Here is an 18,998-nt window from a genome sequence, read left to right as displayed (position 1 = left end):
CCGACGATCATCCCACAGGCCATCCGCATCAAGTTGCTGCCATGAAGGGGCGGGTCTCCCACTCCGGCCGGGTGCGGACCACGCTCGGTCACCGACCGCTTCCGAACCTATGCGATCGACTGCCCAGGAAGTGGGGCCGTAGTGCCGGGCGGCGGCCGTCCGAGCGAGAAAACCGGTCACCCCGCCGAACCCGGCTTCCGCGCGCGACCAGAGGATCTCATGCGTCCAAAGCCCCGCTGAACGGCCAGTAATCAAGAGCGAACAGCCATCCCTTTTGGAGGGCCATTGCCCAGAAGATCGCGGCTGTCTACTGATCCGAAACGGTTTGGGCTCTGGGTCGTTGGGAGGGGGTGGAGCGATCTGGTGGGGGACGCGCGGCATCTGTCGCCGTCGCGCAGGAGGGCCTTGGGTTGAGGACGGTGGCCGCGTTGGTGGCGGGGGACGGGACCATGAGGACGTAGCCGCAGTCTTCAGGGGCGTCGCTGAAGGCGGTCGACGGCTGGTGGGCGAAGTGACGGGCCGGCGGGCGGGACGCGCTGGTGATGCGACCTCGCGGCAAGCCGGTCGGAGGGTGCACCAGGTGCTCGGGGAGGCAAAGCAGGCCGCGGTGCGGCAGGCAATCCCCCATCACCGACCCTGTGACGTGGGGCTTTCCGGCCAGTTGTGGACGCGGCGGCTGGCGGGTGACCTCGTCGTGAAGCTGTACCGGGTGCGGCTGACCGAGCCCGGGGCGGGCAATGCCTCACGGGCGCTTGCCCACCGCTCCAAGAAGGTCCGCCACTGGCCGGCCGACCATCCCGACGACGTCGAGCTGCACTTCCTGCCGCCGCACTCACCCGGGCTCGACCCCGACGAACTGGTCAACACCGACCGCGAACACAGCCTGCCCAGGCAGCTCCGAGCCCGAGATCAAGCCGAAACCCGCCGCCGAACCCCTCCGCTTCTTCCGCAGACGCCAGCGTCAGCCACACATCGACCGCGGCTCCTTCGGCGGCCCGCACATCCGCCACATCCTCAACGAGAACCCCATGAGTTTCTGATCAATATACTCCCATACCATGAAAAACGAAAATTTACTCGCAAAATGAGAGCGAGGTCGTCACGCCACCGCTCCACCCCGCAAGGGAAGGTTCCGGCCAAATCCACCCGTGACGACATACCACTGGTGGACAACTGGACAGGGCTGACATTTGAATGCTCACAGATATCCGACTGCTGCATTTCCCGTCACGGAAAGCAGTGGTTCAAACTCTGCTCGGGAAAGAAAGGGCCACTCGAATGGGGCATCGGCCGGAATTCAGCCTCACTCAGCTTCTCTACTTCGTCACCATCGCCGAGACCGGAAACATCTCCGAAGCCGCCGCCCGCCTGCATGCGTCCCAGTCTGCGGTGTCCGCCGCAATCCAGCGACTGGAAAGGCAGCTGGCGAACCAATTGCTCGTACGCCACCACGCCAAGGGAGTCAGTCTGACCCCGGCCGGGAAGTTGCTCATCGACGACGCGCGGACGATCCTGAGGCAGGCCAACGCCCTGAATCAGTACAGCAGCAGGCTCCAGGACGAGTCCGGAGGGCGCCTGGATATCGCATCCTATTATTCGATCACCTCATTCCTGATGCCGCGGGCCATCTCCCGAGTCGCCAATTGCCAACCCGGCCTGATGGTAGCCGTCCATGACGTCCACTTACCCATAGACCTGTTACTGGACGGCACCTGCGAATTAGCAGTCACCTACAGCATCACTTCGTCGGATGAGACCAGGTTCACGGAACTGGTCACACCTGCGCTGTACGCGCTCGTCGCACAGAGTCATCCGCTGGCTGATTCGAGAACAGCATCGTTGGCCGATCTGTCGAAATATCCGGTCCTGATGGCCGACGTACCTTCCTCCACCGGAATTCAGAAGTATGTCGAGAGTGCCTTCATAAAGGCAGAGGTCCCCATGCCCAGAGTTGTTCGTACAACTGGAATGGAGGCCACGCGTGCTCTGGCGGGGGCTGGCCTCGGATTCATGCTGACCCATCACAGGCCCCCGTCGATGGATACACTGGGCGGAAGCCGGATCGCCTTGGTGGCCATTACCGACGACATCCCTCACCTGTCCATAGGCGTGCAGATGCTGCGGAGCACCCTACCGACCCAGCGTGCGCGTAACTTCGTGACAGCCCTTCGTATGACAGCCCAGCAGCTCTACGCTCCGGCAAACGCCTGAAGGGCTGCGGGGGCTTCACTGCGCGCACGTTGCCCCGCCCTTCACGCCGCCGATCGATGTGGTGCCGGTCCTCTTGCCGAATGCCATGTTCGCCGCGTGCACCTCGGCTGGGCCGCTGGGCTCTCGCCTGCCACGGTGACCCGGCTGACCAACCAGTGGAGCGATGACCACGCCGCCTTCCAGGACCGGGACCTGTCCGGATCCGACTACGTGTACGTACGGGTCGACGGTGTCCACCCCACGGTGACCGCGACCGAGTCGTCATGCCCCCATGCGGCGACATTCCGGATCGCCTCCCCGGTCAGCCAACGTGGCAGCGCCCGCCGGTCCGGTGGTCAGGACGTCGTGGTCGCGGAGATGACACCCCGGATCCCCGATTCGCTGGTGATGTGGCGGACGAATTCGTCGTGGCGTAGGTACCCGCCCATCGCGGGACGGGGATTGCGGTGTCGTACGGGGCTGTCCTCGGTGGTGCGGGCGCTGAAGTGGAGGTTCCTTGCACCGGTGAGTTGCAGGATGCGCTGGGCGTTGGTGGGTGTCACACCCGCGCCGGGCATGACCTGGATGCGGTTGGCGGCCGACGCTACGAGTTGGGCCAGCAAGGGGGCGCCCTCCAGGGCGGAGGATTCCTGCCCGGAGGTGAGTACGCGGTCGATGCCCAGGCTGATCAGGGTTTCAAGGGCTTGGAAGGGGGCGTGGACCATGTCGAAGGCGCGGTGAAAGGTGACCGTTTGCTCCGGGGCTGCGTCCATCATCGCGCGGCACAGCCTGACGTCGACGTCGCCGTCGGGGGTGAGGGCGCCGATGACGATGCCGTGGACGCCTGCGGCGGCCGCTTGCCCGATGTCGCTGAGCATCGTGCTTGCTTCGAGTTCGTTGTAGACGAAGTCTCCGGCGCGGGGCCGAATCAGGACGTTGACCTCCAGGCGTGGGGCTGCCCGGAGGGTCGTCTGCACGAGTCCGGCGCTGGGGGTGAGGCCTCCTTCGAACAGGGCGCAGCACAGTTCGACGCGGTGGGCTCCGGCGTCCTGGGCGGCGCGGGCTCCGTCGGCGGAGTCGACGCAGACTTCGAACTGGATATCGGTGTTCATTGGTTGTCTCCTGGCAGGGCGCGGGGGGCGACCGCTTCGGCCAGCGTGTGGGTGTGGGTGTGTGCCGCGAGGGGGGACGGGGTGCGGCGGCGGGGGCGGGGGCGGGTCGTGCGGTCGCGCTGTTGGAGCACGCGTCCCAGTTTGGACAGGGACCCGTTCACCACCAGATAGATGGCGGCGACGGTCAGGAAGGTCTGGATGAGCAGATGGCTGTAGGTGGCGTAGACCTGCCCGCTGAACAGAAGTTCGTAGTAGCTGACGATGTAGCCCAGTGAGGTGTCCTTGATCAGCCCGACGCTCTGGCTGACCAGGGAAGGCACGACCCGCCGGAGCGCCTGGGGCAGAAGGATCAGGAGCATCGTGCGGCCGGGGGTCAGCCCGATGGACAGGCCCGCCTCACGTTGTCCGCGGTCCAAGGACAGCAGGCCGGCGCGGAAGATCTCGGCGGTGGAGGCCGCCGTGGACAGGGCGAGGGGTGCCACCAGCTTCCAGTACAACGACAGGTTGACGCCGTACTGGGGCAGGGCGAACAGCGTGACGTAGATCAGGAGCAGGACCGGCACGGTCCGCATGATCTCCACGTAGCTGCCCGCGGCCCACCGGACAGCCCTGTGGTCCGACATCCTGCCGACGGCCAGGGCCAGCCCGAGGGGACCGGCGATGGCGGCCGCCCCGGTGGCGGCCAGCAGGCTGTACCAGGCGCCGTTGAGCAGGAAGCGCCAGGTGGCCCAGGCGGTGAAGGGCTGCCATTTGGCGGCGTCCAGCTGACCGCGTTCGGCGAAACGGTGGACGGCCACGGCGAGAAGGGCCGCCAGCAGCAGGCCCACGACGACGCTCAGGACGCGCTCTCGACGGCGGGCGCGGGGTCCTGGGGCATCGAACAGGAGGGTCGGTTCCTGCGGGTTCACCGGACGATCGCCGCCTTCCGTTCGACCAGGCCCACAGTCAGCCCGAGAGTCAGGGTGACCGCCATGTAAGCCAGCCCCGCGCCGACGAAGACAGGGATGGGCTGGGCCTCTGCGAGGTTGACCTCGTTGGCGGCGTGGGTGAGTTCGACGACGCCGACGGCTGCGGCGAGCGAGGTGTTCATGGTGAGGGCGATCAGCACGTTGCCGACGGGCTGGACCACGGACCGCAGGGCCTGGGGCAGCACGACGTACCGCAGTGCCTGGGTGGTGGTCAGTCCCAGGGACCGGGCGGCCTCGGCCTGCCCCTTGCCCACGCTGTTGATGCCGCTGCGGATCGCCTCGGCCATGTAGGCCGCCTCGTACAGGGCCAGGACGACTACTGCGGTGCTGAACAGGGGGAAAGAGACGCCGACTTCGGGGAGCGCGAAGACGAAGAGCAGCAGCCACACCAGGAGCGGGATGTTCTGGAACAGCTCGACGTAGGCCGTAGCGGTGGCGCGGAGCGAGCGGACAGGGGCGACGCGGGCCGCCGCCACCACTACTCCGACGGCCAGGGATCCGGTGAAGGAGAGCACCATCAGCAGGCAGGTGGACAGCAGCCCGTCGGCCAGTTGGGAAAGGTGGTGGGTGAGTACGGACACCGGGTTCGTCAGTCCTTCGGCGAGTAGACGTCCGGGACGGAACCGACGGTGGGCGGTGTGCGGTCGCCGAGGGTCGGGCCGAAGGCGGCGTTCCATGCCTTGGTCCAGTAGCCGTCGGCGATGACCTTCCTCAGCCAGGTGTCGACGAAGGCGGCCATGTCCTGCTGGTCCTTGGGGACACCGATGCCCATGTAGCCCTCGTCGAACGGCTTGCCGACGATCTTGAGGTCGGGAATGGTGCCGAGACTCCCCGCCAGGGTGATGTTGTCCTGCACGTACGCGAGGGCGCGCCCCTGCTTGAGTGCTTGTATGCAGGCGGGGTCGCTGTCGAAGGTGAGGATCTTGGCTTTGGGGGCGGCCTTTTCGATGGCCGGGATGGCGGGGGTGTTGGCTCCGGCGATGACGGTCTCGCCGTTGAGGTCGGCGAGGGTGGCGATGCCGCTGGTGCCCTTGCGGGTGGCGATCTGGAATCCGCTGGAGAGGTAGGGGCCGACGAAGGTGACCTGGCGGGCGCGTTCGGTGGTGATGCTGTAGGTCTGGAACACCACGTCCACCGTGTGGTTCTTCAGCAGGGCCTCTCGGGTCTGGGTTGCGCTGCTGACGATGCGCACGTTGGGCTTGCCCAGGATGTAGGTGGCCAGCAGACGGCCCATGTCGGCGTCGAACCCTTCGTACTTGCCGGTGACCGGGTTCTTCTGGGACAGCAGGGGGGCGTCGGAGGAGCCGCCGACGATGAGATAGCCGCGCTTGCGGATGTTGGCCATGGTGGAGCCGCTGGGTATGGCATCGGGCGCCGCAGTGGGGGCGCCGGCGAGGTCGGCGGTGGTGGCGGAGGGCCTGTTCTGCGGGCCTCCGGGCCCAGCCGGTGTGGTGCCGCTGCCGCAGCCGGTCAGGGCGGTGGCAGCGGCGGCGGCCAGCAGCAGGAACGTGCGGCGGCTGGTGCGAGTTCTCATGGTGGGTCCTTGTGTGTCAGCTGTGGCTGAGGATCTTGGAAAGGAAGTCCTGGGCGCGTCGGCTGCGCGGCGCGGAGAAGAACTGTGCGGGGGGTGCCTGTTCGACAAGGCGCCCGGCGTCCATGAAGACCACGCGGTCGGCGGCGGAGCGGGCGAAGCCCATCTCATGGGTGACCACGACCATGGTCATGCCGTCGTGGGCGAGGGACTTCATGACGTCCAGGACCTCATTGATCATTTCTGGGTCCAGGGCGGAGGTGGGCTCGTCGAAGAGCATGACCTTGGGGTTCATGGCCAGTGAGCGGGCTATGGCGACCCGCTGTTGCTGCCCGCCGGAGAGCTGGGCGGGGTACTTGGCGGCCTGAGCGCCCACCCCGACGCGCTCCAGGAGATGGGTGGCGCGGACCCGGGCACGCTCCGGCCGGTGGCCCAGAACCCTGACCGGTCCCAGGACGACGTTCTCCAGGACGGTCCGGTGGGCGAAGAGGTTGAACTGCTGGAAGACCATTCCGACCTCGGCGCGCATCCGCGCCAGTTCACGGCCTTCGTGGGGCACCGGATGCCCGCCCACCGTGATCTCTCCGGCATCGGGCACCTCCAGCCGGTTGATGCAGCGGCAGAGCGTGGACTTGCCCGAACCGGACGGGCCGGCAATGACAACCACCTCGCCTGCACCCACGTCCAGGTCCACGTCGTCGAGCACGAGATGGCTCCCGAACGACTTGCGGAGTCCTCTGATGCGCACCATGGGGCCACCCGGCCCCGCGCCGCCCTTCGTTCCGTCGTGCATCGGCTCCTCCTGCTGTCGAGTTGTGAGGTCCGCCCGTTGCCGGCCATCGCGGTCCGTACCCAGGTGCCAGAACTAAAAGTCCAGTAGTCGAACCAAGTCAAGTACTGTGCTCCAAAAAAATCCTGTGTTATCTATTTGCCATGGACTTTCGCGTAGGACACGTCCCGGACTGGGGATCCCCATCGCACCTGCTGCGGCTGGTGGCCACAGGTGCAGCCGCATCCCGTTCCGATCTGGTGCGGCTCGTCAACCTGGCTCCCTCGACCGTCTCGGCGCGAGTGGAGCACCTCCTTCACGACGGCTACCTGATCGAGTCGGGCAGCGGTCGGTCCCAGGGCGGCCGCCGGCCCCGACTGCTGGAGATCCGCAAGGACGGGGGTGCGCTGCTGGCCGCGGACTTCGGCGCGCAGCACGCGCGGATCGCCGTCGTCGATGTCGCCGGTGCCGTCCAGACCGTCGACGAACACGCCTGGGACCTGGCCGAAGGCCCCGACCGCACCCTCGACTGGCTTGTCGAACGCTGCGAGGAGCTGATGGCCTCGCCCGCCATGGCAGGAATCCCCGCACGTGGTCTCGGAGTCGGCCTGCCCGGGCCGGTGGACCACCGGCGCGGGCAGGTCGTCCTGCCCTCCCGCATGCCCGGGTGGCACGGCGCCTCGATCCGTGGGGAACTCAGCCGACGGCTGTCGCTCCCGGTGATAGTGGAGAACGACGCCAACCTCATGGCAGTGGGCGAGCACCTCACCGCCCGCGCGGACGCCGATCACCTGCTCCTGGTCAAGGTGGGCTCGGGAATCGGCTGCGGCGTCATCTCCGCGGGACGGCTGCACCACGGGGCCATGGGAGCCGCCGGCGACATCAGCCACGTCCGCGTCCCGTCCGCGGGCACCACCTCGTGCGCCTGCGGGAACACCGGCTGCCTGGAGACCGTGGCCAGCGGAGCGGCCATCGCCCACGATCTGGCCGCCAAGGGCGTGAACGTCGACCGTCCCGCCGACATTGTTCGACTGGTGGAGAAAGGTGACGTCGCCGCGACCACCCTGGTCCGGGACGCAGGGCGGAGCCTCGGGGACGTACTGGCCACAGTGGTCAACTTCTTCAACCCCGGAGTGGTAGTGCTCGGCGGCGCACTCGGCGGCACCCAGCCGCTGCTCGCCGCCGTCCGCGGCGCCATCTACGAACAGTGTCTGCCGCTGGCCACCGGCTCCCTGGAGATCGACACTGCGGTGACGGGTTCGGACGCGGGCGTCATCGGCGGCGGCCTGATGGTGCTGGAGCGGCTCCTGTCCTCCCTCGGTGCCGAGGAGCTGCCGTCACGATGACCACGCCCACACCGGACACCCCACAGTCCCCGTCCGCGTCCCGGCTCCCGGCTCCGTCCGGGCCCGCCCCGCGCAGGCTGCGCATCGGCGTCGCCGGGCTCCACATCGAGTGCAGCACCTTCACCCCGCACACCACTCGCTACGAGGACTTCACCGTGCTCCGCGGCGACGAACTCCTCGCGCTGTTCGCCTTCACCGCTCCGGGCACGGCCCCCTGGGCGGAAAACGTCGAATGGGTACCGCTGGTGCACGCACGCGCGGTACCCGGTGGACCAGTCGCCCCCGCCGCGTACGAGCGGCTGCGCGACGAACTGCTGGAACGGCTGACCGCCGCCGGACCGCTGGACGGACTCCTGCTCGACCTGCACGGGGCCATGCATGTACACGGTGAGCAGGACATCGAGGCAGCCCTGGCCGCCCAGGTGGCCCGGACCGTGCCCCAGGCCTGCCTGATCTCCTGCCCCACCGATCTCCACGGCAGCATCACCGAAGCGCTGGTGACGCAGGTCGACCTGATCACCGCCCACCGGCTCGCCCCGCACGAGGACGAGTGGGAAACCAGGGAGCGCGCCGCCCGCCTGCTGGTCCGGTGCCTGAACAGCGGCCAGAGGCCGGCCAAGGCCTGGGTACGCATTCCGGTGCTGCTGCCCGGTGAGAAGACCAGTACGCAAGTGGAGCCGGCCCGTGGCCTGTACGCGTCACTGGCCGAGGTGGAGGCGGCGCCGGGCATCCTCGACGCCGCGCTGTGGGTCGGATACGCCTGGGCCGACGAGCCACGCAGCGCCGCTGCCGCGGTGGTCCTCGGCACGGACGAGCAGGCGGCGCTGACACAGGCCAGCCGCCTGGCCGAGCGTTACTGGGCGGCCCGGGACCGATTCGCCTTCGTGGGGCCGACAGGCACCGCGCGGGAGGCGGTGGCCGCTGCCGCGGCCTCTGCCCGGCGCCCGTTCGTCATCAGCGACTCAGGTGACAACCCCACTGCGGGCGGCGCCGGTGACGTCACGGATCTGCTCGGTGAGCTGCTATCCGATGCGGACCTGGCCTCCCGTGGGCTGAGCACTGTCTACGCCTCGATCACCGACCCCGAGGCAGTGGCACAGTGCTCCCTCGCGGGTGTGGGGTCCACCCTGAGGCTGTCCATCGGCGGTCGGCTCGACCCGCTGCACGGACGGCCGCTGCCGCTCACCGGCCGGGTCGAGTTCCTCTCCGGGGAAGACACCCCCGGCGGCGCGACAGCGGTGCTCACGACCGGCGGAGTGCGGATCGTCCTCACCAGCAGGCGGCAGCCCTTCCACCACGTCGAGGACTTCACCCGGCTGGGGATCGACCCCTCCGCCGCCGATGTCGTCGTCGTGAAGATCGGCTACCTGGAACCGGAACTGCGGGAACTGGCCGGCGACTGGATCATCGCGCTGACCCCGGGCGGCGTCGACCAGGACCTGCCCCGCCTCGGCCACCGACAGCTGACCCGGCCCCTTCACCCATTCGACGTGGGCATGGCAACCCCGGACCTGACACCTCGTCTCGTCCCGGCCCGTACCGCGGGCGCAGCGCAGGCACGCCGATGACGCCGCCCCTCTACCTGGGCGCTGACGTCGGCGGCACGAAGACCGAGGGAGTGCTGGTCACCGGGGACGGTACCGTCCTCGGCCATCGCAGGGTCCCCACTCCCGCACGGGAAGGCAGCCACGCAGTCCTGCGCGCGCTCACCAACATGCTCACAGAGCTACGGCACGCCGCCAGAGGAGGGCCTGTCACCGCGGTAGGCGTGGGCACGCACGGAGTGGTCTCCCACCACGACGGCGTGGTCGCACAAGCCTCCGGCGCCCTTCCCGGGTGGACCGGAACACCCCTGCGCGCGGCAGTCGAGCAACATCTGGGGCTGCCGACCGTGGTGGACAACGACGTCAACATGCAGGCGTACGCCGAAATCGCCCTCGGCGCCGGGCAGGGCCGCCGCAGCCTGCTGTTCGTCACCGTGGGCACCGGCGTCGGGGGTGCCGTCATCGCCGAGGGGCGTCTGCTGCGCGGTGAGCACGGGTCGGGCGGCGAACTGGGCCACGCGCCTTCGGCCGCCGCCGCCGGGCTGCCGTGTTCCTGCGGGGCCGAAGGGCACCTGGACGCCATCGCCAGTGGTACCGCCATCGCCCGCGAGTGGGCCCGGGCAGGGCGGGAGGAAGCGGACGTCCGGAGGATCTCGGACCTGGCAGCCGAAGGTGACCGGCGTGCTCAGGCGGTCCTCGCCACTGCCGGAGGCGCTTTGGGCGAATCGATCGGCGGCCTGGTCAGCGTGCTCGACCCCTCCCTGGTCGTCGTCGGAGGCGGCGTGGCCATGTGCGGTGACCACTGGTGGCAACCACTGCGCCGGGCCGCCCGCGCGTCCGCCCTCCCCCTCCTGGCCGACGTCCCGATCACCGGTCCGCAACTGACCCACGCCGGTGCGGCCAGGGGCGCCGCCGCGCTGGCCGCGCGGACGTTCCCCCCGGCGGCCAGCGCGCGGCCCGACTGCCCCGTAGCGTCATAGCGCCCGACGCACCGGGTACATGGCGGTATCCCGGCACAGTGCCCCGGCGGGGAAGTCCTCGCCGGGGCACGCAGCGATGGACACGTCCGTCCTGCCCGGTCCCGCCGGTCCCTGGACAGCCGCAGCCGCAAGCACCGCCGGTACGGCCACGAACCCACGGGCGAGCTCCCCGTGACGGGGCCCCCACGGCGGCCGGTGCGGGTGGGATCGACCGGCTCCCCGCGGCGCAGTGGCGCGTGGGACGAGCGGAGGGCGCGCCGGGGCGGCCGGAGCATGGTCGTATTCGGCCTCGCAGGTGTGGTGCGGATTCGGGAGCGGGCCGCCGAATCCGCTCTGCCGGCCGCCGTCCCCTCCCACGTGGTCTTGTCCGCGCCCAAGGCTGTGACCAGCGGTGATGCATGGCCGAGTGACACGGTTCCGGGCGGATTCCCAGGTGATGGTGCCGATCGGGGCAGTCTGTTCGGCTGCCCCCGAATGACGCGCCGGCGTCTGGTGCCGGATCTGCTGTGTGGCTAGCCTCCGGTCCTGTGGATCTTCAGCTGGAGGGGCGCGCGATCGTGGTGACCGGCGGCAGCTCGGGGGTGGGGCGGGCCACGGTCGAACGGCTGCTGGCCGAAGGCGCCCAGGTGGCGACCTGCGCCCGCAACGACGAACGGCTGGCACGGGCTTGGCCACATCGGCAGGACCGGCTGTACCTGCATGCGGGCGACGTACGCGACGAGGCCGCGATGGACGGTTTCATTCGTGCAGCAGCCAAGCGGTTCGGCCGGATCGACGCCGTGGTGGCCAACGCCGGGGAGGGTCTGCCCAGTACCTTCACCGACGCCACGCCGAAAGACTGGTTGGCCGAGCTGGAGGGCAAGGTACTGGGCGCCGTGCTCCCCGTACGGGCAGCTCTGCCATGGCTTCGGCGCTCCGATGCGGGCCGCGTCGTCCTGATCGGCGCGCTGATCGCGCGCGAGCCGGAGCCGACCCTCGTCACGGCCAGTGCCGCTCGCGCCGCGCTCGCCAATCTGGCCCGCTCCATGGCGACCGAGCTGGCGGCCGACGAGATCCTGGTCAACACCGTCAGCCTGGGGATCATCGACACCGAGCGGCAGCGGGCCGTCCATGCCGCATCCGGCAGCATCGAGTCCTACCAGCAGTGGGCCGTCGGCTGTGTCCGGCGTCGCGGGGTGCCGCTCGGGCGGATGGGCCGCCCGGAGGAAGTCGCCCCCGCCGTCGCCCTGCTGGTCTCACCGCTGGCGTCGTACATCAGCGGAACCGACATCACGGTGGCGGGCGGCGCGGGCCACTCCGCTCACTGACAACCTGGGTGGTGTGTGGCTGCCCCGTGCGCTCGCCCGGGCGCGGGGCCGACGCGGGGACGGTCACGGTCCAAGGGGCGCCGGGGCGCAGGTGAGGCGGCCCGGACGAGGGATGGCCCTGGGAGTGGCCGTCCGACCGTGTACACGGTCGGACGGCGGTGAGCGAACGTCCGAGCAGGGTGCGGGGGCGGGAGACGTGCGTGCGGCGTTTCCCAACCTCGGCCCGTCTCACACCTGCGCACCCCGTGTGCGGACTCACCATTCGAATGATGGACGCAACCCTCCGCACTCCTGGCCGGCCCTCTACGCTGACTGGTGCAGCTGGTTCGCCCCGTCCGCCAGGCGGGATGCGTCGCAAGAGGGAACCCGGTGGGAATCCGGGACTGCCCCGCAGCGGTGAGCGGGAACGACCGCCGTCATACGCACTGGGCCCGACGTACAGGGTCTGGGAAGCGACGGCCCGTAGGTGTCTCGTACGACAGAGACGTGCCCGTGAGTCCGAAGACCTGCCCGTTGCCCGCGTACGGACGACTCGTACGCGGATATCCCGGTGACCTCGTGGGCGGGTCGGCGTGCATATCGAGCGGACGGCCGGCGAGCCGTTTCCGTCCGGTCCGTCATCCCTTCGCGCTCTCGTCCCGTCGCCGGAATCTCAGGGAATCATCTCGCGAAGGAGATCTCCGTGACAGCGAAGTCCGCCGCAGAGGCGGCACGGGCCACCGTGTACGGCTACCCCCGCCAGGGTCAGAGCCGTGAACTGAAGAGGGCCGTCGAGGGCTACTGGAAGGGCCGCGTCACCGCGAACGCGCTCCAGGACACCGGCGCCGAGCTGCGCCGAACGAACTGGCGGCAGCTCACCGAGGCCGGTATCCACGAGGTTCCGACCGGTGACTTCTCGTACTACGACCACGTCTTGGACACCACCGTCATGGTCGGCGCGATCCCCGAGCGGCACAGGACCGCCGTCGACGCCGACACCCTCGACGGCTACTTCGCCATGGCCCGCGGCACCCAGGACGTCGCGCCGTTGGAGATGACCAAGTGGTTCGACACCAACTACCACTACCTGGTCCCCGAACTCGGCCCGGACACGGTGTTCACCGCCGATACGACCAAGCAGGTCGCCGAACTGGAAGAAGCCCTGGCCCTGGGCCTCACGGCCCGGCCCGTCGTGGTCGGTCCGGTCACCTACCTCCTGCTGGCCAAGCCCGCTCCCGGCGTGCCCGCCGGCTTCGAGCCGCTCACTCTGCTCGACCGGCTGCTCCCGGTGTACGCCGAGGTCCTCGCCGACCTGCGCGCGGCCGGCGCCCAGTGGGTGCAGCTCGACGAGCCCGCGCTGGTGCAGGACCGCACTCGGGCCGACCTGAACGCCGCCACCCGCGCCTACCGGGACCTCGGTGCTCTCACCGACCGGCCCAAGCTCCTGGTGGCCACCTACTTCGACCGGCTCGGCGAGGCCCTGCCCGTCCTCGCCCAGGCCCCGGTGGAGGGGCTGGGCCTGGACTTCACCGGGGCCGGCGCCGCCGACCTCGACGACCTCGCAGCAGTCGGCGGACTGCCCGGGAAGCGGCTGATCGCCGGCGTCGTGAACGGCCGCAACATCTGGGTGAACGACCTGGAGAAGTCGCTCTCCACGCTCGGCACGCTGCTGGGCCTGGCGGACCGGGTGGACGTGGCCGCCTCCTGCTCCCTCCTGCACGTCCCGCTCGACACCGCCGTCGAACGTGACATCGAGCCGCAGATCCTGCGCTGGATGGCCTTCGCGAAGCAGAAGACCGCAGAGATCGCCACGCTCGCCAAGGGCCTCGCCCGAGGCACCGATACCATCGCGGCCGAACTGGCGGCCAACCGCGCCCACCTGGCCGGCCGGGCCGGTTCCCCGATCACCCACGACCCCGCCGTCCGGGCACGAACCCGAGCGATCACCGATACCGACGCCCGCCGCTCGCAGCCCTACAGCGAACGCGCCGGCGCCCAGCGCGCCCGCCTCGCACTGCCGCTGCTGCCGACGACGACCATCGGATCGTTCCCGCAGACCGCCGAACTGCGCACCGCCCGCGCCGACCTGCGCGACGGCCGGATCGACACATCCGGCTACGAGGAGCGCGTCAAGGCGGAGATCGGCGAGGTGATCTCCTTCCAGGAGAAGGCGGGCCTGGACGTCCTGGTCCATGGCGAGGCCGAGCGCAACGACATGGTCCAGTACTTCGCCGAGCAGCTCACCGGCTACCTCGCCACCCGGCACGGCTGGGTGCAGTCCTACGGCACCCGTTACGTCCGCCCTCCGGTCCTGGCCGGTGACATCTCCCGCCCCGAGCCGATGACCGTGCGCTGGGCGACGTACGCCCAGTCCCTCACCTCACGCCCCGTCAAGGGCATGCTCACCGGCCCGGTCACCATGCTCGCCTGGTCCTTCGTCCGCGACGACCAGCCCCTCGCCGACACCGCCCGGCAGGTCGCCCTCGCCCTGCGCGACGAAGTGAACGACCTCGAGGCAGCCGGCGCCCCGGTCATCCAGGTCGACGAACCGGCGTTGCGCGAGACGTTGCCGCTGCGTGAGGCCGACCACGCCGCATACCTCGCCTGGGCCACCGAGTCCTTCCGGCTCAGCACCAGCGGGGTCCGTCCGGACACCCAGATCCACACCCACATGTGCTACGCCGAGTTCGGGGATATCGTCCAGGCCATCGATGACCTCGACGCCGACGTCATCAGCCTGGAGGCGGCCCGGTCGCACATGCAGGTCGCCCGTGAACTGGCCTCGCACGGCTATCCGCGCGAGGCGGGTCCTGGCGTGTACGACATCCACTCCCCGCGCGTCCCGGGCGCAGACGAGGCGGCGACCCTGCTGCGCAGGGGACTTGAGGCGATCCCGCCGGAACGGCTGTGGGTCAACCCCGACTGCGGTCTGAAGACCCGCGGCTGGCCCGAGACCCGGGCTTCACTGGAGAACCTGGTCACCGCCGCACGCACGCTCCGTGCGGAACTCTCCGCATCCTGACCGCAAGCCCCGTCGGCCGGGGGAGGCTGTGCCTGCCGCCTCCCCCGGCATCGGCATCGGCATCGGAGAAGGCATCAGCCCCGGCATGTGCGGTACCCCAGACCCGGTGGAGATGGGCGGACCGGCTCAGCAGGTGGGTACTCCGGGCAGCCACGCCGGGCCCTTGATGTAGATGTTGGTCATCCACGAACCGTCCGTGAGCCGGGACCAGGCGTCGTTGGTGTAGCCGTCGGCGGTGACCGACTGGGCGTGGGCCTGGCAGACCACGTTGACGCTGGTGGGCTGCGGGAAGTAGTCCACGACGGGTGCGTTCACGTTGGCCTCGGAGTGGGTGCGTACTGCGGTGCCCCAGGTCTGGAAGGCCTTGCTGCCACCGCTCGGCGGCGGGGTGGAGTTGCCGCCGCAGTCCGGGACGCCGGGCAGCGACGCCGGGCCCTTGATGTAGATGTTCGTCAGCCAGGAGCCGTTGGACAGCTGGGACCAGATGTCGTTGGTGTAGCCGTCGGCGGTCACCGTCTCGGCGTGCTTCTGGCACCTCACCGACACCTGGGTGGGGCCGGGGAAGGTGTCCACGACGGACGCGTTGACGCTGGGCGAGGAGTGGGTGCGCACCCGGGTGCCCCAGGTCTCGAAGGTGGTGCCGCCGTTGGCCGGCGGGGGCGGCACCGTGCCGGAGCCGTCGATGCGGACGGCGCCCGCGTAGTCGCCGCCGGTACGGACCGGGGCCACCCGGATGTGGGTGCCCGACTCGTAGGCCTCCACCATCTGTCCGGCACCGATGTAGATGGCGACGTGGTGGATGTGGCCGCTGCCCCAGAACATCAGGTCGCCGGGGAGGAGGGGCGCCGAGCCCCGTGCGGCGGAGATCCGCGCCGCCGCGTGCGAGGTGTGGAACTGGTCGTCGGACGTGCCGTTGAGCAGGTCGCGGCCGGTCGCCTGGGCGTAGGCGTAGCGGGTCAGGCCGGAGCAGTCGAAACCTCTGCGCTCGTTGTCGTGGAGGCTGTCGGGGTCGGAGCCGTCGTAGTAGCCGTAGGTCGGGCCGGGGGTGGCGCCGTGGCCGCCGCCCCAGCTGTACCAGACGCCGATCTGGCCGCACGCGGCGCGGACGGCGGCCTCGGCGGTGGCCGACGCCCCCGGGGCGAGGACGTCGCAGTCGGCCCGCGTGGACGCGGGGGCGGCCGACGCGGCGTGCGCCGTCACGGGCAGGGCGGCGGAGAGGGCGAGCGCGGCAACGGCGGCCAGCGAGCGGCCGGCGACGTGGCGCGTCCTGATGGTGGTGTTCACGGTGCACATCCTCCGTTGACGGTGTGTCATCCCGGGGACCGCACCGGGCGTGCGCCGATATGCCTCACCCTGAGTGATGTACGTCACATCCACTGGGCGACGGGGCGCTCATATCCGGTCCGCCCTTCCACCGTCTCCCGGATGCCCCCGCCGTGCCCGGTGCGTCCGGTCGCGCCCTTCCGGCGGACGGCTCCCTGCCCGCCGACCGAGGGACGTGACATGGCTTCCTCCAGGCCCCCTACGACCGCCCCGACCCGACCCCGCTCCGCCCGGCGCGGCCGACTGGCCGCCTGCGCACCCGCCGCGGCGCTGGCCGGCACCCTGCTCGGCACCCCCACCGCCGCCGCGACACCCGCCGCCCCTTCCGCCCCTTCCGCCCCTTCCGCCCCTTCCGCCTACGAGGCGTACGTCTGGGCGACCGGCGTGAACCTGCGGCCGTGCCCGCGGGTGACCGACCCCTGCCGGCCCACCGGCGTTCGCCTGGGGCGCGAGTACGTCGCCGCCTACTGCCAGGCCCTCGGCGACCGCGTCGTTGACGGGCCCTACGAGAACGCCTACTGGGTCGAGGTCGCCGCGCACGGCCAGGTCGGCTGGATCAGCGCCGTGTACGTGCGCGGCGGCGCCAACAACCAGCCCGTTCCCGGTGTCCCGGGCCCCGACAGCTGCGTCTGACCCGTCCGCGTCCAGCCCTCCACGTCAGGAGACCGCCGTGCCCCGCTTTCCGTCCTTCCGTCGCTCCGTCGCCGCGTCTGCCGGCATCGCCGTCGCCGCCCTCTCCCTCTCCGCCGCCCTGCCCGTGACGGCGCACGCCGCCCAGGCAGGCCGGTACTACCACACCTGGGCCACCAACGTGAACGTCCGGGTCAGCGACGCCGATCCGAACACCTGCGGACGCCACCCGTCCGTCGCCAACTGCCCCGACGTGCGCGAACGCCTCCAGCCGGGCACGCAGTTCTACGTCTACTGTCAGGGCCCCGGGCAGACCGTGGGCGGGAACCCGTACTGGCTGATGATCAACAGCGGTACGGCTACGGGTTGGATGGCCAGCTACTACGTCGCCTACCCGGACAACCGGCTGCCCGGCGTCCCGGACTGCCCCGGCATGAGCGGCGTGAGCGGGGCCGGCGCGCCGGTCGCCGCGAGGAGCGGACGCGCGCTCGGGCCGTACAGCGTCACGGCGTACGAGACGGTCAACATCCGCAGCGCTCCCAACACTTCGTCCCGCGCCTTCGACAAGATCCGGGCCGGGGAGACGCGTTCGGACGCTCTGTGCTGGACACATGGCGAGACCATCCGGGACCACGGCTATACCAACGACGTATGGATCGGCTTCACCGAGGGATGGGCCAGCGCGGTCTACCTGAAGGGGAACGAGTACGCGGGGCTGCCGGCCGACGCGAAGTGTTGAGACGGACGTACGGAGCAGGGGGGTGGGGCCGAGTGCCCCACCCCCCTCTTTCCTCCTCCCGCGCCGCGTCAGCGGGGCCCGGTGTCGTCCAGCGCGGCCCGCATCTTGGCGAGTCCGCGCATCCGGTTGCGCTGCACGGTCCCCCGGTGTGCGCCCAGCCGCTCCCCCGCCGCGTCGTGGCTGAGCCCCTCCAGGTCCACCAGGATCACCGCGGCAGCCTCCTTCGGCGACAGCAGGGCGAGCAGCGCCAGCGCCGCGCACCGGGCCTCGCAGCGCTCGACTCCGCCGTCCCAGCCGGGTTCGGGCAGCCGGTCGGTGGCCGTCTCCCGGCGGGACGGCCGCTGCCATGAGTCCCGCAGCAGGTTGAGCGCGGTCGCCGAGGCGTAGGCGTACGGATGCTGCTGGGGGCCGAGAGTACGCCCCCTGGCCCGGCGGGAGAGCCGCATGTAGGTGTCCTGGAGCAGGTCGTCCGCATCGTGCGGATTTCCGGTCAGGGTCAGCAGCCGCCGGCGCAGCCGGGGCATGACCTCGGTGAAGACGGCGTCGAACTCGGCCGAGTTCATGCCGTCGAGTCGACGGTCGACGACGGTGTCGCAGGGCTTGGTGAAGCTCATCGGACGTTTCCCCCATGTGCCCGCGGTGCCGCTGGTCGGGTGGACGCGGGCTGGTGCTGTGTCCGGCCGGGGCCCGGTGCGCCGGCCGGTCGTGCGGACGTAGTCCGTACGGACGGATCCGTACGGAGTGATGCGACAAAGACCCAGTCGGTGTGGTGCGGTCGGTGTGGGTGTCAGGTCAGATCAGGTCAGGTCAGGCCGGTGTAGCGGAGGTTTCCGTCCCGTCCGGCAGTTCCACGGGGCCGTAGCGGGCGGCCCACTGCCCGGACAGCAGAGCCCAGTACCGGTCCCCGTAGGACCAGTGCCACCACTCCGTGGGGTAGTTGACGAATCCGGCGGACGTCAGTGCCCGCCACATGACCTCACGGTGGGCACGGGCGGTGGCGTCGATGTTCGGCGCGTTCGTGCGGCACGCGTTGTCGCTCTCCTCCGGGGTCGCGTTGACCTCGGTGCCCAGGGGCAGTTCGGCGCCGTCCTCGGTGCACAGGGTCAGGTCGATCGCGCCGCCGCTGACGTGCGGGGCGACCTCGGGCGGCGAGATGTAGGCGCTGGCCAGTTCGCGGATCCGGGCCGGGGACGCCTCGGGGTGCGCGGCCCGCAGGGTCGCCGAGTACGCCTCGAAGTGGTCACGTTGGAGCCCTGGCGGCCGGTATGCCTCGACCACCAGGAACCGCGTCCCCGGGGGGAGCGCATGCTGGGCCCGGAGAAGCCTGTCGAGGACGCCGGACCGGGTCCGGGCGTAGGCGCCGAGGCCGTCGGCCTTCCGCCCGTCGAGCAGCAGTTCCGGCATGCCCCGGATATCGACGAGCGGTTCGGCGCAGTCGTCCAGCGGGACGGCCGCCACGCGCGGGTCGGAGAGAGTGATGATGTCGGTCACGTACCGATGGTTCCGGGTACCTCTGCAAAACCTCTGCAGATGCTCTGCAAGCGCCCGGCCGCTCCCC

General features: G+C 70.2%; 17 protein-coding genes, 1 pseudogene and 1 riboswitch. Of the genes and pseudogenes, 9 read left to right on the top strand and 9 right to left on the bottom strand.

Annotated features, from left to right (window positions below; translation table 11 throughout):
* Positions 1-1,194: 1,194 nt before the first annotated feature.
* Both I3F54_RS16905 and I3F54_RS16900 read left to right on the top strand, forming a co-directional pair.
* On the top strand, positions 1,195-2,211 hold the full coding sequence (locus I3F54_RS16905; protein WP_240119620.1) for a LysR family transcriptional regulator: 1,017 nt from the start codon (positions 1,195-1,197) through the stop codon (positions 2,209-2,211).
* A gap of 102 nt (positions 2,212-2,313) precedes the next feature.
* Positions 2,314-2,448: pseudogene (locus I3F54_RS16900) on the top strand (IS256 family transposase); the annotation flags it as partial.
* Positions 2,449-2,546: 98 nt separating this feature from the next.
* Here the strand turns inward: I3F54_RS16900 and I3F54_RS16895 are convergent.
* From I3F54_RS16895 to I3F54_RS16875, 5 genes are read right to left on the bottom strand one after another with little or no spacing between them, the layout of a single operon-like run.
* Positions 2,547-3,302: a copper homeostasis protein CutC gene (locus tag I3F54_RS16895; RefSeq protein WP_240119619.1), complete on the bottom strand. Its 756-nt coding sequence runs from the start codon at positions 3,300-3,302 to the stop codon at positions 2,547-2,549.
* Positions 3,299-4,210 carry an amino acid ABC transporter permease gene (locus I3F54_RS16890; RefSeq protein WP_240119618.1) on the bottom strand — a complete coding sequence of 304 codons (912 nt, stop codon included), beginning with the start codon at positions 4,208-4,210 and terminating at the stop codon, positions 3,299-3,301. Before I3F54_RS16890 ends, I3F54_RS16895 begins: the two co-directional genes overlap by 4 nt.
* Positions 4,207-4,851 carry an amino acid ABC transporter permease gene (locus tag I3F54_RS16885; protein WP_240119617.1) on the bottom strand — a complete coding sequence of 215 codons (645 nt, stop codon included), beginning with the start codon at positions 4,849-4,851 and terminating at the stop codon, positions 4,207-4,209. Before I3F54_RS16885 ends, I3F54_RS16890 begins: the two co-directional genes overlap by 4 nt.
* A gap of 8 nt (positions 4,852-4,859) precedes the next feature.
* The gene (locus I3F54_RS16880) at positions 4,860-5,804 is read right to left on the bottom strand and encodes a glutamate ABC transporter substrate-binding protein (protein ID WP_275676301.1); all 945 of its coding nucleotides are present in this window, start codon (positions 5,802-5,804) and stop codon (positions 4,860-4,862) included.
* Positions 5,805-5,820: 16 nt separating this feature from the next.
* Positions 5,821-6,552, bottom strand: a complete 732-nt coding sequence (locus tag I3F54_RS16875; protein ID WP_240119657.1) for an amino acid ABC transporter ATP-binding protein — start codon at positions 6,550-6,552, stop codon at positions 5,821-5,823.
* A gap of 182 nt (positions 6,553-6,734) precedes the next feature.
* Between I3F54_RS16875 and I3F54_RS16870 the strand changes: the two genes are divergently transcribed.
* The 5 genes from I3F54_RS16870 (at position 6,735) to metE (ending at position 14,748) form a co-directional block, all read left to right on the top strand.
* Positions 6,735-7,916, top strand: coding sequence for an ROK family protein (locus I3F54_RS16870; RefSeq protein WP_240119616.1), 1,182 nt, complete (start codon positions 6,735-6,737; stop codon positions 7,914-7,916).
* A complete protein-coding gene (locus tag I3F54_RS16865; RefSeq protein ID WP_240119615.1) occupies positions 7,913-9,484 on the top strand; it encodes a M81 family metallopeptidase in 1,572 nt (523 codons plus the stop codon). The genes I3F54_RS16870 and I3F54_RS16865 overlap by 4 nt, the downstream gene beginning before the upstream one ends.
* Complete coding sequence (locus I3F54_RS16860; RefSeq protein WP_240119614.1) at positions 9,481-10,440, top strand: ROK family protein; 960 nt, start codon at positions 9,481-9,483, stop codon at positions 10,438-10,440. Before I3F54_RS16865 ends, I3F54_RS16860 begins: the two co-directional genes overlap by 4 nt.
* A 527-nt stretch (positions 10,441-10,967) precedes the next feature.
* Positions 10,968-11,747, top strand: a complete 780-nt coding sequence (locus tag I3F54_RS16855; protein ID WP_240119613.1) for an SDR family oxidoreductase — start codon at positions 10,968-10,970, stop codon at positions 11,745-11,747.
* A 305-nt stretch (positions 11,748-12,052) separates the two neighbouring features.
* Positions 12,053-12,276: riboswitch (cobalamin riboswitch) on the top strand.
* A gap of 153 nt (positions 12,277-12,429) precedes the next feature.
* Positions 12,430-14,748: a 5-methyltetrahydropteroyltriglutamate--homocysteine S-methyltransferase gene (gene metE / locus I3F54_RS16850; RefSeq protein ID WP_240119612.1), complete on the top strand. Its 2,319-nt coding sequence runs from the start codon at positions 12,430-12,432 to the stop codon at positions 14,746-14,748.
* Between the two features lie 126 nt (positions 14,749-14,874).
* On the opposite strand, the gene I3F54_RS16845 is transcribed toward metE, so the two are convergent.
* Together I3F54_RS16845 and I3F54_RS16840 are read right to left on the bottom strand one after the other, a co-directional pair.
* Positions 14,875-16,041 (bottom strand): C40 family peptidase, encoded by a 1,167-nt coding sequence (locus I3F54_RS16845; RefSeq protein WP_240119611.1) that lies wholly within the window; start codon positions 16,039-16,041, stop codon positions 14,875-14,877.
* A gap of 74 nt (positions 16,042-16,115) precedes the next feature.
* Entirely contained in the window at positions 16,116-16,253 is a 138-nt protein-coding gene (locus I3F54_RS16840; protein ID WP_240119610.1) for a hypothetical protein, read from the bottom strand.
* Between I3F54_RS16840 and I3F54_RS16835 the strand changes: the two genes are divergently transcribed.
* Both I3F54_RS16835 and I3F54_RS16830 read left to right on the top strand, forming a co-directional pair.
* Positions 16,252-16,704, top strand: coding sequence for a hypothetical protein (locus I3F54_RS16835; protein WP_240119609.1), 453 nt, complete (start codon positions 16,252-16,254; stop codon positions 16,702-16,704). The genes I3F54_RS16840 and I3F54_RS16835 overlap by 2 nt on opposite strands.
* A 37-nt stretch (positions 16,705-16,741) precedes the next feature.
* A complete protein-coding gene (locus I3F54_RS16830; protein WP_240119608.1) occupies positions 16,742-17,440 on the top strand; it encodes a hypothetical protein in 699 nt (232 codons plus the stop codon).
* 68 nt (positions 17,441-17,508) lie between these two features.
* Here I3F54_RS16830 and I3F54_RS16825 read toward each other — a convergent pair whose 3' ends face one another.
* Positions 17,509-18,054: an RNA polymerase sigma factor gene (locus I3F54_RS16825; protein ID WP_240119607.1), complete on the bottom strand. Its 546-nt coding sequence runs from the start codon at positions 18,052-18,054 to the stop codon at positions 17,509-17,511.
* A 193-nt stretch (positions 18,055-18,247) separates the two neighbouring features.
* On the bottom strand, positions 18,248-18,931 hold the full coding sequence (locus I3F54_RS16820; RefSeq protein WP_240119606.1) for a M15 family metallopeptidase: 684 nt from the start codon (positions 18,929-18,931) through the stop codon (positions 18,248-18,250).
* Positions 18,932-18,998 lie beyond the last annotated feature (67 nt).

The organism is Streptomyces sp. MUM 2J, from assembly GCF_022414535.1.
GTDB lineage: Bacteria > Actinomycetota > Actinomycetes > Streptomycetales > Streptomycetaceae > Streptomyces.
The sequence above is the reverse complement of the archived record's forward strand: the minus strand, read 5'-3'. Positions and strand labels throughout refer to the sequence as shown.

Bases quoted from the DNA above. Each gene is read 5' to 3' on its own strand.
- I3F54_RS16905 (WP_240119620.1), top strand. From the start codon at position 1,195: ATGCTCACAGATATCCGACTGCTGCATTTCCCGTCACGGAAAGCAGTG.
- I3F54_RS16895 (WP_240119619.1), bottom strand. From the start codon at position 3,302: ATGAACACCGATATCCAGTTCGAAGTCTGCGTCGACTCCGCCGACGGA.
- I3F54_RS16880 (WP_275676301.1), bottom strand. From the start codon at position 5,804: ATGAGAACTCGCACCAGCCGCCGCACGTTCCTGCTGCTGGCCGCCGCC.
- I3F54_RS16875 (WP_240119657.1), bottom strand. From the start codon at position 6,552: ATGGTGCGCATCAGAGGACTCCGCAAGTCGTTCGGGAGCCATCTCGTG.
- I3F54_RS16870 (WP_240119616.1), top strand. From the start codon at position 6,735: ATGGACTTTCGCGTAGGACACGTCCCGGACTGGGGATCCCCATCGCAC.
- I3F54_RS16865 (WP_240119615.1), top strand. From the start codon at position 7,913: ATGACCACGCCCACACCGGACACCCCACAGTCCCCGTCCGCGTCCCGG.
- I3F54_RS16860 (WP_240119614.1), top strand. From the start codon at position 9,481: ATGACGCCGCCCCTCTACCTGGGCGCTGACGTCGGCGGCACGAAGACC.
- I3F54_RS16845 (WP_240119611.1), bottom strand. From the start codon at position 16,041: ATGTGCACCGTGAACACCACCATCAGGACGCGCCACGTCGCCGGCCGC.
- I3F54_RS16835 (WP_240119609.1), top strand. From the start codon at position 16,252: ATGGCTTCCTCCAGGCCCCCTACGACCGCCCCGACCCGACCCCGCTCC.
- I3F54_RS16840 (WP_240119610.1), bottom strand. From the start codon at position 16,253: ATGTCACGTCCCTCGGTCGGCGGGCAGGGAGCCGTCCGCCGGAAGGGC.
- I3F54_RS16825 (WP_240119607.1), bottom strand. From the start codon at position 18,054: ATGAGCTTCACCAAGCCCTGCGACACCGTCGTCGACCGTCGACTCGAC.